Genomic DNA, 14,296 nt, shown 5'->3' with positions numbered 1-14,296 from the left:
GGCCGGCCTGCGCGGCGGGCGCGGCGGGCGCGACCGGCGCGGCGGGCGCGGCGGGTGTGGGGCGGGGGGACGGCGCGGGGGGTGCCGGAGGCACCGCGGGAATGGAACCCGTGGGGGTGTCGGCGATCACCCGAAGTATCGCGGCGGCGCGCTCGGGCGTGAGGCGCGCGGTGTGGTCCTTCTCCAGCAGCCCGTCCAGGACCTGCCGCAGCGGCCCGGCCTGTCTGGGCGGGTCGGCCTTCTCCGTCATCAGCGCGGCCAGCGTCTCGCCCACGGTCGCCCGTTCGTACGCCGGCCGCCCCTCGACGGCGAAGTACAGCGTCGCGCCGAGCGACCACAGGTCGGACTCGGGGCCGGTGTACTCGCCCCGGGCCCGCTCGGGGGCGGTGTAACCCGGAGAGCCGATCACCATGCCGGTCTGGGTGAGCGCGTTGTCGCCCAGGGCCTTGGCGATGCCGAAGTCGGTCAGCACCACCCTGCCCGTCTCGGTGAGCAGCACGTTCGCCGGCTTGACGTCACGGTGCAGGATGTTCTGCGCGTGCGCGGCGCGCAGCGCGCCGAGCAGGTCGTAGCCGATCTCCGCCACCAGGCGCGGCGGCAACGGTCCCTCCTCGTCGATCACCTGTTCCAGTGGGCGTCCTTCGACGAGCTCCATGATGATCCACGGGATGCCGTCGGACACGATCACGTCGTGGATGGTGGCGACTGAGGGATGGCTGACGCGCGCGGCCATGCGACCCTCGCGCATCATGCGTTCGCGCAGCTCCTGACGTTGCCGCGGGCTGAGCGAGGGGTCCTGGCGGATCTCCTTGACCGCGATCTCCCGGCCCAGCGACCGGTCGTACGCACGCCAGACGGTGCCCATGGTGCCCCGGCCGATTCGGGTGCGCAGCTCGTAGCGGTCGGCGAGCAGCGGCGAATGCTGTTCCGGCATAGTTAGAAAGATAGCGATTCCGTCTTGAAAATCGCTTTCCGGTTACTTGATGAAGATTCTGGGCCAATACCGGCGGGGCAGCAGGATCTTGATCATCTTCGCCACGTGCCGCATCACCGGGATGCGCACGACGTGGTGGAGGGCGGGCTCCGACGGCTTGCGGTGCAGGCCCTCGCTCGGCCGCCGGCGCGGGGACGGCACGGCCGGCATCTCCCGGTGGCGGTGGCCGGACTGCCCGTACTGCGGATGCGGGCCGCTGAACGAGCCACTGTGGGAGCCGCTGTAGGGGCCGCTGTGGGAGCCGGTGGAGGAGCCGCTGTGCCGGTGGAGTTGGCCACTCTGGCCGAACTGCCCGTACGGCCCCGACTGCCCGCGCGAGCCGTACAGGTCGTACGGTCCCGACTGCCCACGGGAGCCGTACAGGTCGTAGCGTCCCGAGGCGTACGAGTCGTACGGGTGGGGCTGGCCGTACTCCGCCGGCCGGTACGGCTGGCCGTACGGACCCGGCTGCCGGTGGGGTCCCGAGTCGCGGTCGCGCGGGGTCACCTTGGGCGTGGGGCGCGACTCGGCGCGGTGCTGCCCCCGCTGGCTGCGCTGCGACGGCTTGCGGGTCTCGGGGGCCGTGGGCTGCGGGGCGGTCGGCGGCGGCGTGGGCCGGCCGGCCCGCAGCGGGGAGGCGTAGGGGTCCTCGGCCGAGCCTCCGGCGGCGATCCTGGACAGCGCGTGGGCCGCGCGGACGCCGTCGAGCCTGGCCGCGGGGTCGATCTGGAGCAGGCCGCGCAGGACCGGGGCGAGCGGGCCTGCCTTCTCCATGGGGATGGGAGCACCGCTGGTCAGGGCCGCGAGCGCGGCCGCCGCCGTCCGGCGGCCGTGGAGGCCGCGGCCCTCGACGGCGGTGTAGAGGGTCGCGCCCAGCGACCACAGGTCGGCCGCGGGGCTCGCCTTGTCGCCGAGGACGCGCTCCGGGGCGATGTACCCGGCGGAGCCGAGGACGATCCCGGCCTGGGTGATGGAGGCGTCGCCCTCGAGGGCGGCCAGCCCGAAGTCGGTCAGCACCGCCCGGTCGTCGTCGGTCACCAGCACGTTGCTGGGCTTCACGTCGCGGTGCAGGATGCCCTTGGCGTGGACGGCGCGCAGCGCGCCGAGCACCTGCCTGCCGATGTCGGCCACCCGGCGTGGCGGCAGCGGGCCCTCCTGGCGGATGAGCTCCTCCAGCGAGCGCGCCCTGAGCAGCTCCATCACGATCCAGGGACGGTCGTCCTCGGTGATGACGTCGAAGACCGTGATGACCGAGGGGTGGGCGACCATGGCGGTCGCCCGGCCCTCGCGTTCGGTGCGCGCGCACAGCTCCGCCCGCAGGTCCTCGTCCAGGACCAGCGGGAGGCGCACCTCCTTGACAGCCACCTCGCGGTCGAGCAGCTCGTCACGCGCGCGCCACACAGTGCCCATCCCGCCGCGCCCGACCGGCTCGATCAGCCGATAGCGCGCGGCTAACAGGTATCCGGACGGCGCACGCATGAGTGGCAGCTTACCGATTTGTGTAGTGCGACCTGTAGAGACCATGCCGGGAAATTGTTGAGATCTTCTGTCAAAGATCCTGACAACCTCCCCGCAGGGTCAGCGTCGTCCGATGGTAAGGACGGGGCCGGTCGTATCGGTGAAAAAGTCGTCGCCCTTGTCGTCCACGACGATGAATGCGGGAAAGTCCACGACCTCGATCTTCCAGACCGCCTCCATGCCGAGCTCCGGATATTCCAGGACCTCGACCTTCTTGATGCAGTCCTGGGCCAGCCGGGCGGCCGGGCCGCCGATGGAGCCGAGGTAGAAGCCTCCGTACTTCTGGCACGCGTCCGTCACCTGCTTGGACCGGTTGCCCTTGGCCAGCATCACCATCGAGCCGCCGGCCGCCTGGAAGCGCTCGACGTACGAGTCCATCCGCCCGGCCGTGGTGGGGCCGAAGGAGCCGGACGCGTAGCCCTCGGGGGTCTTGGCAGGACCGGCGTAGTAGACGGCGTGGTCCTTCATGTACTGCGGCATGTCCTCGCCGGCGTCGAGCCGTTCGGCGATCTTGGCGTGGGCGATGTCGCGGGCCACGACGAGGGGGCCGGTGAGCGACAGCCGGGTCTTGACCGGATGCCTGCTCAGCTCGGCGAGGATCTCCGGCATCGGGCGGTTGAGGTCGATGCTCACCACGTCGCCGCCGAGGTGCTCGTCCGTCGTGTCCGGGAGGAACCGGGCGGGGTCTGTCTCCAGCTGTTCGAGGAAGACCCCCTCCGGGGTGATCTTCGCCAGGGCCTGCCGGTCCGCGCTGCAGCTCACCGCGATGGCGACCGGGCAGGACGCGCCGTGCCTCGGCAGCCGGATGACCCGCACGTCGTGGCAGAAGTACTTGCCGCCGAACTGCGCGCCGATGCCCAGCTTCTGGGTCAGCTCGAAGACCTTCTTCTCCATCTCCAGGTCGCGGAAGCCGTGCCCGCTGGGCGAACCCTCGGTGGGGATGGAGTCGAGGTAGCGGGCCGAGGCGTACTTCGCCGTCTTCAGGGCGTACTCCGCGCTGGTGCCGCCCACGACGATCGCCAGGTGGTACGGCGGGCAGGCGGCGGTGCCGAGCGAGCGGATCTTCTCCTCCAGGAAGGCGAGCATGCGCTTCTCGTTGAGCACCGCCTTGGTCTCCTGGTAGAGGAACGACTTGTTGGCCGAGCCGCCGCCCTTGGCCATGAACAGGAACTTGTACTCGTCCGGGTGGCCGTTCGGGTCCTCGGCGTACAGCTCGATCTGGGCCGGCAGGTTGGAGCCGGTGTTCTTCTCGTCCCACATCGTCAGCGGGGCCATCTGCGAGTAGCGCAGGTTGAGCCGGGTGTAGGCGTCGTACACGCCGCGGCTGAGGTGCTCGGGGTCGCGCCCGTCGGTGAGCACATGGCGGCCGCGCTTGCCCATGACGATCGCGGTGCCGGTGTCCTGGCACATCGGCAGCACTCCGCCGGCCGAGATGCTCGCGTTCTTGAGCAGGTCGAGGGCGACGAAGCGGTCGTTGCCGCTCGACTCAGGGTCGTCGACGATCTTGCGGAGCTGCGCGAGGTGGGACGCCCGCAGGTAGTGCGAGATGTCGTGGATCGCGGTCTCGGTGAGCAGCCGCAGGGCCTCGGGCTCGACCTCGAGGAACCTGCGCCCGGCCGCCTCGGTGACCCGCACCCCCTCGGTGGTGATCAGGCGGTATTCCGTCTCGTCCGGTCCAAGCGGGAGCAGGTCGGTGTAGTCGAACTCCGGCATCGTCCTCGGTTCCTCGTGGTCTGCCTGGTCGGGCGCGCCCGCCCCGCGGGCCGCCCATGGTCTTCGCACAGCGTACGGCGCGCGGGCCGTGGTCATCATGTCCGGGCTATGAGTAGCTTTTGAATAAGTTCATACTGACCATTCGAGCACAAAGGGGGATAATTGAGACATAGAGAGGGGAGGGGCCATGGACGGTGGAGTATGGGTCATGGTCATATTCGCTATCGGCATCCTCGTGGCCCTGGCGGTGTCGCTGCTCACGCTCGTGCTGCGGCAGGTCAAGGACGGCGACATCCTCTGGTGGACCCCTCCCGGCGCGAGGCGGCCCTCCGGTGAGTGGCCGCCGCCGAGCGAGGCCGCGGACCAGGTCAGGGCATCTCGCGAGCCGCGACCCGAAGCGGCGGACCAGGCGAGGGCGAACGGAGCCCGAGGGCGATCCCGCTGATCACGAGGGCCGCTCCGGCCAGGTCGGCAGCGGAGGGGACGGCGACGCCCAGGAGGGCCGCCGTGGCGATCGCGCCCACGGGGATCATCCCGGCGAACAGCCCGGCCCGGTCCGCGCCCAGCCGGGGCAGCGAGCGGTACCACAGGAAGAACGCCACGGTCGTCACCACCAGGGCGAGGTAGGCCAGACCGGCCGCCTCCGCGGCGGTCGGCACGCGCAGCACCTGACGGCCGTCCAAAGCGACGCCGGCGACCAGCAGGAACGGCACCGCGAGCGCGGCCGACCAGGCCGACACCCTGACGGGCCCGATCAGCGGCAGCAGCGGCAGAGCCAGCAGCGAGAAGCAGAGCTCGCAGGCCAGGGCGCCCAGGGACCACAACAGCCCGGCCGTGTTCCCGCTGCCGGCGCCGGTCGCCAGGACCGCGCAGGCGGCCACGACCAGGCCCGCCGCCACGACGCGCGGCGACGGACGGCCGCCCGTCGCGGCCGGCCCCACGAGGGCGAGCGCCAGCGGCACCGCGCCGAGGACGATGCCGGGCAGCGCGGGCCCGGCCGCCCGGGTCGCCTCGATGACGCAGATGTTGAACACCACGAGCCCGGTCAGCGACAGCGCGCCGAGCAGTCCCCACTGGCGTGGCCGCAGCCGTACCGGGCCGAGGCCGCGCACCCGGGCGGCGGCGAGCAGGATCACGGCGGCCAGGGCGTAGCGGAGCGCCTGGCCGCCGTAGACGGGATAGTCGGCGATGACGTCCGAGACGGCCGCGAGCGTCCCCACGAGGAACATCGCTCCGGCGGCGCCGGCGACATGAGTGTTCATGTCTGGCGATGCTAGGAAGGCTTTGGTCCTCGCGACCGGTCCAATCATGGCGCGTTATCGTGGACCAATGGCCGATCTTCACCTTGTGGTCGACAGGGCCGCGGGCGGACTCGCCGCGCAGATCGCCCGTGAGGTGCGGGAGGCGGTCCGGTCCGGCCGGCTCGCCCCCGGCGTCCGCCTGCCCGCCACCCGCGATCTCGCCCGTGATCTCGGCCTGTCGCGCGGCGTGGTGGTCGAGGCGTACGAGCAACTGGTGGCCGAGGGCGTCCTCGAGTCCAGGACGGGCGCCGGCACCCGGGTCGCGGCGGGGGCGGGGCGGCAGGCCGCCGAGCGGACTCCGGAGGATCGGGAGGGGTGGCCCCACTACGGTCATCGGCCCACCTCGCCCGACCTCGGCACCTTCCCCCGGCAGGCCTGGCTCGCCGCCGTCCGCCACGTCCTGGCCACGCTGCCGAACGACGCGCTCGACTACGGCGACCCGGGCGGGGTGCCCACCCTGCGCCGCGAACTGGCCGCGTACCTCGGCCGGGTGCGCGCGGCGGACGCGCCCCCGGACCACGTCGTGATCGTGACCGGGGTGGCCCAGGGGCTCAGCCTCGCCGTGCAGGCGCTGGTGCGGGAGCGGGGCCGCAGGATCGTCCTGGCCGTCGAGGACCCGACGAGCACGCGTCAGCTTCCGCTGCTGCGGCGGGCCGGAGCGGACATCGTGCCCGTGCCCGTCGACCGGGAGGGGATCGTCGTCGGGGCCCGGCCCCGCGACGCCGACGCCGTGCTGGTGACCCCGGCGCACCAGTACCCGACCGGCGTCGTCCTGTCCCCGGCCCGCCGCGCCGCGCTGATCGACTGGGCGGGCCGCACGGGCGCCCTCGTGCTCGAGGACGACTACGACGCCGAGTTGCGCTTCGACCGCGACCCGGTCGGGTGCCTGCAGGGCCTCGCGCCCGACCGGGTCGTGCTCTCGGGCAGCGTGAGCAAGGCCCTCGCGCCGGGGCTGCGGCTCGGCTGGGTCGCGGCGCCCCCGCGTGTCGCCCATGCCGTACGGCTCGCGCGCGGGGAGTTCGACCTCGGCTCGCCGGTCATCGACCAGTACGCGTTCGCCCACCTCATCGCCGTCGGCGCGTACGACCGGCACCTGCGCCGCATGCGCCGCGAGTACCGGCGGCGCAGGGACGCCCTGGTCCGCGCCCTGGCCGAGCACCTTCCCCGCGTCGCGGTGCACGGCATCTCGGCGGGGCTGCACCTGTACGCCGAGCCGGACGGCGATCCCTCCGGCCTGGTGGCGGCCGCCCGCGCCGCCGGCCTGTCCGCCGAGGTCGTGACGCCGGCCCACGGGCCGCGGGGGTTGGTGATCGGCTTCGCCCGCCTGCCCGCCCACCGGGTGGCCGAGGCCGTCCGCGCCCTCGCCGCCACGCTCCCGGCTACAGCTAGGACGTGAGGGGGGCCGTCGTGGGCGCCGGGCGGGCCGTACGGGGCTGGAAGCCGCGCGCGAGCAGGATGATCGCGGCGGCGAGCACGAGCGGAGCGGCGAAGGCGACGCGGAAGCCGGCGGCGTCCGCGACGCCTCCGACGAGCGCTGCCCCCACGATGAAGCCCACGTAGTTGAACATGTTGACCCGGGCGATCGCCACGCCGGTGCCCGCCGGGTCGAGGCGGCCGGCCGCGGAGAACGACTGCGGGGCGACGACCGACAGGCCGATCCCGGTGAGGGCGAAGCCCGCGATCGCCAGCGGCACGGACGGCGCGGCCACGATCGCGACGAAGCCCAGCGTCGCGACGGCGCCCCCGGCGCGCACGATCGCCGCCGGGCCCCACCTGCGCACCGCGAGGTCGCCGCCGACGCGCACCAGGAACGTCGTGAGCTGGTAGGCCCCCAGAGCCAGCGGGATCACGGTCGCCGAGGCGTGCAGGACCTTGTCCATGAAGACGGTCCCGAAGTTGGAGACCGACGAGTCGCCCACGTAGAGGAACGCCATCGCGAGGCAGAGGGGGATGATCGGGCGCCACGCGACCCCGGCCGGCTTGCCGCCGTCCGCTTGCTCGTCGCGGACGGCGGGCGCGCGGTGTTCCTCCTGCGGCCGGTAGAGCCAGAGGGAGGACAGGACGGCGAGCGCGGCGGCCGGGACGAGGGCGATCGTGAACGTGACGGGCAGGCCGAGGCCGAGCGTGGCCGCCGCCGAGGCCCACAGCGACCCGATGACCGCCGCGACGCTCCACAGCGCGTGGAACCCGGTGAGCACCGCCCGGCCGTACTCCCGCTCGACCGCGACGCCCTGCATGTTCATGCCGGCGTCCACCCCGCCCAGGCCGAGGCCGAACAGGACGTTGGCCGCGACCAGCATGGGGATGTTCGTGGCGAGACCCGCGAGCACGACGGCGGCGCAGGCGAGCGGCTGCACCAGACGCAGGATCAGCCGGCTGCCCCACCGCGACGCGGCGGCGCCGGCGAGCGCGCTCCCGGCCCCCGCGATGACCGGGACCACCAGGAGCAGGATGGTCAGCTCGCCGTCCGTCAGGCCGTGCTTCTTCTGCAACGCCGCCACCTGGGTGAGCAGCGTGGCGAAGGTGAGGCCCTGGACGAAGAACACCGCGAACGTGGCGAGCCGGGCCTGCCTGTCGCGAGGAGTGGGCCGAGGAGTGGACACCGTGCCCTCTGCTGACACCGCGGGCCTCCGGAACATGAGGGGGGTTCAAGTTTTGGCCAGCGTAGGAGCAGCCACCCGCCCGGTCAATGGGGTACGCCGGTCAGGGCCTGCCGCCTGCTTCGCGTGCCGCCACCCAGGCGGCGACCTGGGCCCGCGAGGCGAAGCCGAGCTTGTCCAGGATGTGCTCGACGTGGCCCTCCACCGTGCGTTGCGAGATGACGAGGGCCGAGGCGATCTCCTTGTTGCTGCGTCCCTGGGCGACCAGATCGGCGATCTCCCGTTCCCGCCGGGTGAGCGGGGACGGCTCGGCCGAGGGGACCACCGTCTCGGGCCTCGCGGGTCCGGCCCCTGCGGCCGTTTCGTCCGGGTGCGCGGGCCCGCCCTCGGCCCGGTCGCCGAGCGCCTCTTCGATCACCTCGTCCGGCGTCAGCCGCTGCCCTTTGCGGGTCTCGCGGCTCAGGCCCCGGTCGCCCAGATTCGTACGGAGTTCGTCCAGGCACCGCTCGTGGAACTCGGCGAACCGCTTGTCGCGGCTGGGCACCAGTCCGACCCTGCGGCCGATCTCCTCCGAGGCCGCGAGCAGCCGGGCGGCATGGGCGTGGCGGCCTCTGCCGGCCTGCACCCAGGCGAGGATCCCCAGATTCGTCGCGATGTTCATCCGGTCGCCGAGGTCGCGGCCGAGCAGGAGGGCTTCGCGCGCCATCGCCAGCGCGCGGTCGTCGTCCCCTCCCTGCCACAGATAAACGGCGAAGATCGTGAAGACCCAGGCCCGGCCGGAGCATTCACCGTGGGCCTCGGTCAGCGCGAGCGCGCGCTGGAACAGCTCCGTGGCGCGGGCCCGGTCGCCGAGGTAGCCGACGCCGGCCGCCAGCGTGATCAGGGCGATCAGCCGGCCGCTCAGGTTGCCGACGGCCTCTTCCTCCTCGACGGCCTGTTCCAGCAGTTCGGCCGCCCTCGCGTAGTCGCCGGCGTAGTGCTCCGCCAGCCCGGCGACGAGGGACGTCTGGGCGAGTGCCTCCGGGTCGCCCAGCCTCTCGGCGAGCGCGCGGCTCTCGGCCAGCAGGAGCCGGCCCCTGGCGGTGTCGCCCTGCGTGAGCACCAGTTCCGCGTCGGCGCACAGCGCCCGCGCCCGCAGGACGGTGGGCGCGGGCGCCGCCCACAGCGTGCGGTCCAGCCAGTGGCGGCCCTCGTTGTAGTACGCGTTGGCCAGCCAGCAGGGGTAGGTCAGGTGAAGCGCCATGCGCAGCCCGCTCTCCGCCTCGCCGGGCTCCTGCAGGCAGAAGTCCATCGCGGCGCGCAGGTTCGCCTGCTCCAGGTCGAGCCGCCTCAACCAGGAGACCTGGTCGGGGCCGAACCACTCGTCGGCCGCCCGCCGCGCCAGCAGGAGATACAGGTCCCGGTGCCGCCGCTGGAGCGACCGGCGCTCCGCGGGCCCGCCGAGACGCTTGCGGCCGAACTCGCGCAGGGTGTCCAGCATGCGGTAGCGGACCGAGCCCGCGTGCTCCTCACGTAGCAGCAGCGACTTGTCCAGCAGCGCGTCGAGCAGGTCGAGCACGTCGTCGCGTTCGATGCCGTCGCCGGTGCACACCGCCTCGACGGCGTCCAGGTCGAAGTGCGAGGGGAAGATCGACAGCCGGGTCCACAGCGTCCGCTCGGCGGCGGGCAGCAGCTGGAAGCTCCAGTCGACCAGCGCGTGCAGGGTCTGCTGCCGCGGCACCGCCGTACTGCTGCCTCCGGTGAGCAGGCGGTAACGGTCGCGCAGGCGCTCGACCAGCGCTTTCACCGACAGGGCCCGCAGCCGCACCGCGGCCAGCTCGATGGCCAGGGGGATGCCGTCGAGCTGGCGGCACAGCTCGGCGACGGCCGCCTGGTTGTCCTCGGTGACGGTGAAACCGGGCAGGACCGCGGCCGCCCGTTCCGTCAGCAGGCTGACCCCGTCGTACAACTCCAGCGACCTGCGGTCGAGCGGCCGGTCCGGCTCCGGGACGGGCAGCGGCGAGATCTTCATCCGGTGCTCGCCGGTGATGCCGAGCGACTGCCGGCTCGTCGCGAGGATGCGCAGTTCGGGAGCCGACCGCAGGAGCCGGTCGGCGAGCACGGCGCAGGCGTCACGCAGGTGCTCGCAGTTGTCCAGCACGAGCAGGGTTCGCTGGGAGGCCAGCACCCGCTCCAGCGCGTTCAGCGGGCAGTTCGCGGCCTCGTCCCGCACGCCCATGGTCGCCGCCACCGTCTCCGCCACGAGCCCGGGGTCGCCGACGGTGCTCAGGTCCACCAGCCAGACGCCGTCGAACGCGCGGCGCTGCTCGGCGGCCGCCCGCAGGGCCAGCCGGGTCTTGCCGACGCCGCCCACTCCCGTGAGGGTCACCAGGCGCGACGCCGAAAGCAGCCGTCTGATCTCGGCCAGCTCGCGTCTGCGGCCGACGAAGCTCGTCAGGTCGGCCGGAAGGTTGCCGACCTGCCGTGTCACCACCCCCGCGACCACCTCCTCACGCTAAGCGGCCACGAAGTCCCCGGTCAACGTCGCCCCTGGTGGGCACCCGACGCCGCGTCGCGTGGTGACCGCCGCGCGAAGACCGCTTACTCTCGATGGTGTGAGCAGCAGCGAGTCCTCAGCCGTGAAGTGGATCTCCGCCTTCCTCTCGCCGCGCACCGCCGACACTCCGGACCCTTCCCTGCTACGGGCGTCCGACGCCGATCGGGAGCGGATCGTCGCGGTGCTCGCGGACGCCGTCACCGACGGGCGGCTCACCCTCGTGGAGCACGAGGAACGGATCGAGCGCGTGTGGGCCGCGCGGACTCTCGGCGAGCTGGCCGAGCTGACCGTCGACCTGCTGCCGCCGGAGAGCCAGCCGTTCCGCATGGACAGCCGTCCCGTCACCGCCTTCTTCCGCACCGAGACCCGCGGCGGCCGGTGGGTCGTGCCCTCCCAGGTGCCGGTGACGTCCCTGGGTGGCACGGTGTCGATGGACCTGTGCGAGGCGCTGCTCCAGTCGCGGCACGTGGTGGTCCAGCTCGCCGTCATGGCCGGCACGGTCAACCTGACGGTCCCCGAGGGCGTGCGGATCGTGACCGCCCCGGACGCCCGCGTCCGGTCGTTCAGGAACGAGGTACGGCTTCCGCCGGGCGCGACCGACTTCGCGCCGGACGCGCCCGTGATCGAACTCGCCGGGTTCGTCTTCGGCGGCAAGGTCGTCGCCCGCTCGCCGAAGCGTCCCCGTCGCCGCCTGTTCGGCCGTTAGACGGCCGTGTCGAAGTTGATGGCGCTGTAGGCGCCGAGCTTCCAGAGCTGGTGCTCGCTCTCGATCTTGCGGATCGTGCCCGACCGCCCCCGCATGACGAGGGAGTGCGTCACCGCCGCGCCGCCCTGGAACCGCACGCCGTGTCCCAGCTCGCCGTCCGTGATGCCCGTGGCGGCGAAGAACACGTCGTCGGAGCGTACGAGGTCGTCGGTGGTGAGCACCTGGTCGAGGTCGAGGCCGGCGTCGAGGGCCTTGCGGCGCTCCTCCTCGTCGCGCGGCCACAGCTTGCCCTGGATGACGCCGCCCATGCACTTGAGGGCGCAGGCGGCGACGATGCCCTCGGGTGTGCCGCCGATGCCGAGCATCAGGTCGACGCCGGTGCCGCTGCGCGCCGCCATGATCGCACCGGCCACGTCGCCGTCGGTGATGAAACGGATCCGCGCGCCGGTCTCCCGGATCTCCTTGACGATCCGCTCGTGCCGCGGCCGGTCCAGGATCACCACGGTGACGTCGGACGGCTTGGCGCCCTTGGCCCGCGCCACGGCGCGGATGTTGTCGCCCACCGGGGCGTTGATGTCCACATGCTCGGCCGCCTGCGGGCCCGTGACCAGCTTCTCCATGTAGAAGACCGCGGACGGGTCGTACATCGAGCCGCGCTCGCCGACCGCGATCACGGAGATCGCGTTGTTCATGCCGAGCGCGCACAACCGGGTGCCGTCGATCGGGTCCACGGCGACGTCGCACTCGGGGCCGGTCCCGTCGCCGACCTCCTCGCCGTTGAACAGCATCGGGGCGTTGTCCTTCTCGCCCTCGCCGATCACCACGACGCCCTTCATCGAGACCGTGTTGATCAGTTGGCGCATGGCGTTCACGGCGGCGCCGTCCGCCCCGTTCTTGTCTCCCCGTCCCACCCAGCGCGCGGCCGCCATCGCCGCCGCCTCGGTCACCCTGACCAGTTCCAGAGCCAGATTGCGGTCGGGTGCGTGTTCCCCCGTCGCCAGAGCGGCCGGTACGTGATCAGCCATTGATCCCCTTTTAGGTAGGTGCCATTCCAGCGATCGTAGTTCGCGACAGCCGTTCTTGTCCGATTGGTCTGGACCTGTTGGGCCAGGTAGGAGGCCATTTGCGGGCGCGGACCCCCGGGACGGACGGCTCGGGGATATCGTCGCCGCATGAGCAGCGACACCGAACGACCAGTGACGATGCGCACGTCGGAGCGGGGCGCGGCGACCCGGGGAGCCCTCCTGGAGGCCGCGAAGGAGACGTTCATCACGAGCGGCTTCGCCGAGGCGGGCGTCACCGACGTCGTGGCCCGGGCCGGCGCCAGCGTCGGCAGCCTCTACCACCACTTCTCCGGCAAGGCCGATCTCTACCTGACGCTGTTCGAGGAGTTCCAGAAGCGGCAGGCCCAGCGCACCCGGCAGGCCGTGCAGGAGGCCCGGGCGGCCGGGGAGACCGACCCGATGCCCCAGTTCCTCGCCGCGGCGCGGGCCTACCTGGAGGGCTGTCTCGCCGAGCGCGACCTCGCCGCGCTCTTCCTGCGCGGCGACGCCCCGCCCGGGTTCGAGGTCATCATGCGCGACCGGCTCCGGCAGTGGGCCAGGCGCACCGCGGCGCTGTTCGAGCACGAGGACGCGCTGGTCGTCGTCGTCACCGGCGCCCTGGCGGCCGTCGTACAGGAGGTGACGCTGTCCGACGATCCGGAGGCGGCCCGCAGGATGGCCGAGGACGCTCTTCGCATCATCGGCGTTATTCGGCATCCGTGACGGCCGGTACGGCCACCGCCCGCTCCACCGGCTAGGCTCGCGTCACGTGGGACGATTCACCCAAGGACTGTACGGTTACGCGTTCGCGCTCTTCGTCTGCCTCGCCGGCGTCGGCGTGTTCCTGCTCATCACGCCGCAGAGCCGAACCGAGCACATCCCGCGGGTGGACTTCTCGATCGACCAGGTCAACGCGGCGCGCACCGCGCCGTACGAGGTCGTCGCCCCGAACCGGGTCCCGGACAACTGGGTGCCCAACAGCTCCTCCCTGACCCAGAAGAACGGCGTCGTGACGTGGCGGCTGGGGTTCGCGACCGCCAAGCGGCAGCACGCCATGCTCGCGCAGAGCGACGAGCGGCCGTCCGCGGACTTCGTCAACCGCATGGCCAACACCGACAAGCCCGGCGGAAGCCGTCAGATCGACGGCGTGACCTGGGAGGAGCGGTTCCGCCAGGACAAGAACCAGCGGACGCTGGTCCGCGTCTTCCCCGACCACGCGGTGGTCGTCACCGGATCGGCCGACTGGGACGAGCTGACCGCCCTCGTCCGGACCCTCGCCCCCCAGGCCAAACCCTCTCCGGCGCCGTCAGCGGGCTGATCCGGGAGCCGGGCTGACGGCCGCCAGCAGATTCGCGACCAGCGGGCTCCGGTCGTCCTCGTGCCAGCCGACGGCGACCCGGGTACGCGCGCCGGACTCGACCGTGCGGAAGGCCACCCCCTTGAGGCGGACGCGCCGGATGCTCGCCGGGGCCAGGCCGACGCCAAGGCCGGCTTCCACGAGGGCGCACACCGTCTGCCATTCCACCGCGCGCTGCGCGACCCGCGGTGTGAAGCCCGCCGCCGCGCACAGGCCGACGATCTGGTCGTGCAGTCCCGGCCCCGCCGCGCGGGGCAGAAGCACGAAGGGCGAGCCCGCCAGCTGCGCGAGCCGTACGGACCGCTGGGCGGCCAGCGGGTGCGCGGACGGCAGCACGGCCACGAAGGGCTCGGTGAGCACCGTCCGGAAGTTCAGGCCGGGCTCGTCCGCGGGGGGCTCGCGCAGCAGGCCGACATCGATGGTCTTGTCGCGCAGTGCGGTGATCTGCGGCGCGGTGGTCATCTCGTGGATGTCCAGGCGGACGTCGGGGTAACGCCGCCGGAACGCACGCAGCAGTCCGGGCAGGACGGTCAGGGCGGTGGAGGCGGC

Annotated in this window: 12 protein-coding genes; 4 read left to right on the top strand and 8 right to left on the bottom strand. The window is 72.6% G+C overall.

Going from position 1 to position 14,296, the window contains the following annotated elements:
• The 4 genes from AB0J39_RS31960 to AB0J39_RS31945 all read right to left on the bottom strand — a co-directional run.
• A partial coding sequence (locus tag AB0J39_RS31960) for a serine/threonine-protein kinase (protein WP_363471594.1) occupies positions 1-934 on the bottom strand: 934 nt, incomplete at its 3' end.
• A gap of 42 nt (positions 935-976) precedes the next feature.
• Positions 977-2,452: a serine/threonine-protein kinase gene (locus AB0J39_RS31955; protein ID WP_363471592.1), complete on the bottom strand. Its 1,476-nt coding sequence runs from the start codon at positions 2,450-2,452 to the stop codon at positions 977-979.
• A 99-nt stretch (positions 2,453-2,551) separates the two neighbouring features.
• Positions 2,552-4,204 carry a fumarate hydratase gene (locus AB0J39_RS31950; protein ID WP_363471590.1) on the bottom strand — a complete coding sequence of 551 codons (1,653 nt, stop codon included), beginning with the start codon at positions 4,202-4,204 and terminating at the stop codon, positions 2,552-2,554.
• Positions 4,205-4,572: 368 nt separating this feature from the next.
• Positions 4,573-5,466, bottom strand: a complete 894-nt coding sequence (locus tag AB0J39_RS31945; protein ID WP_363471588.1) for a DMT family transporter — start codon at positions 5,464-5,466, stop codon at positions 4,573-4,575.
• A gap of 67 nt (positions 5,467-5,533) precedes the next feature.
• On the opposite strand from AB0J39_RS31945, the gene AB0J39_RS31940 reads away from it, so the two are divergent.
• The gene (locus AB0J39_RS31940) at positions 5,534-6,901 is read left to right on the top strand and encodes a PLP-dependent aminotransferase family protein (protein WP_363471586.1); all 1,368 of its coding nucleotides are present in this window, start codon (positions 5,534-5,536) and stop codon (positions 6,899-6,901) included.
• On the opposite strand, the gene AB0J39_RS31935 is transcribed toward AB0J39_RS31940, so the two are convergent.
• Together AB0J39_RS31935 and AB0J39_RS31930 are read right to left on the bottom strand one after the other, a co-directional pair.
• Positions 6,891-8,108, bottom strand: a complete 1,218-nt coding sequence (locus AB0J39_RS31935) for an MFS transporter (RefSeq protein WP_363471584.1) — start codon at positions 8,106-8,108, stop codon at positions 6,891-6,893. The two genes, AB0J39_RS31940 and AB0J39_RS31935, sit on opposite strands and share 11 nt — an antisense overlap.
• Positions 8,109-8,208: 100 nt before the next feature.
• Positions 8,209-10,590: a LuxR C-terminal-related transcriptional regulator gene (locus AB0J39_RS31930; protein ID WP_363471582.1), complete on the bottom strand. Its 2,382-nt coding sequence runs from the start codon at positions 10,588-10,590 to the stop codon at positions 8,209-8,211.
• Between the two features lie 109 nt (positions 10,591-10,699).
• On the opposite strand from AB0J39_RS31930, the gene AB0J39_RS31925 reads away from it, so the two are divergent.
• Positions 10,700-11,347, top strand: coding sequence for a DUF1707 domain-containing protein (locus tag AB0J39_RS31925; RefSeq protein ID WP_363471580.1), 648 nt, complete (start codon positions 10,700-10,702; stop codon positions 11,345-11,347).
• Here AB0J39_RS31925 and glpX read toward each other — a convergent pair.
• Positions 11,344-12,372 (bottom strand): class II fructose-bisphosphatase, encoded by a 1,029-nt coding sequence (glpX, locus tag AB0J39_RS31920; RefSeq protein ID WP_363471578.1) that lies wholly within the window; start codon positions 12,370-12,372, stop codon positions 11,344-11,346. The genes AB0J39_RS31925 and glpX overlap by 4 nt on opposite strands.
• A gap of 147 nt (positions 12,373-12,519) precedes the next feature.
• On the opposite strand from glpX, the gene AB0J39_RS31915 reads away from it, so the two are divergent.
• On the top strand, positions 12,520-13,113 hold the full coding sequence (locus AB0J39_RS31915) for a TetR/AcrR family transcriptional regulator (protein WP_363471576.1): 594 nt from the start codon (positions 12,520-12,522) through the stop codon (positions 13,111-13,113).
• A gap of 46 nt (positions 13,114-13,159) precedes the next feature.
• On the top strand, positions 13,160-13,708 hold the full coding sequence (locus AB0J39_RS31910) for a DUF4245 domain-containing protein (protein ID WP_363471574.1): 549 nt from the start codon (positions 13,160-13,162) through the stop codon (positions 13,706-13,708).
• Here the strand turns inward: AB0J39_RS31910 and AB0J39_RS31905 are convergent.
• Positions 13,697-14,296, bottom strand: a 600-nt coding sequence (locus AB0J39_RS31905) for a LysR family substrate-binding domain-containing protein (RefSeq protein ID WP_363471573.1), incomplete at its 5' end; no start/stop codon positions are given. The two genes, AB0J39_RS31910 and AB0J39_RS31905, sit on opposite strands and share 12 nt — an antisense overlap.

The organism is Microbispora sp. NPDC049633, from assembly GCF_040675265.1.
Classification (GTDB): Bacteria; Actinomycetota; Actinomycetes; order Streptosporangiales; family Streptosporangiaceae; genus Microbispora; species Microbispora maris.
This window is presented reverse-complemented; position numbering and strand designations above follow the sequence as displayed.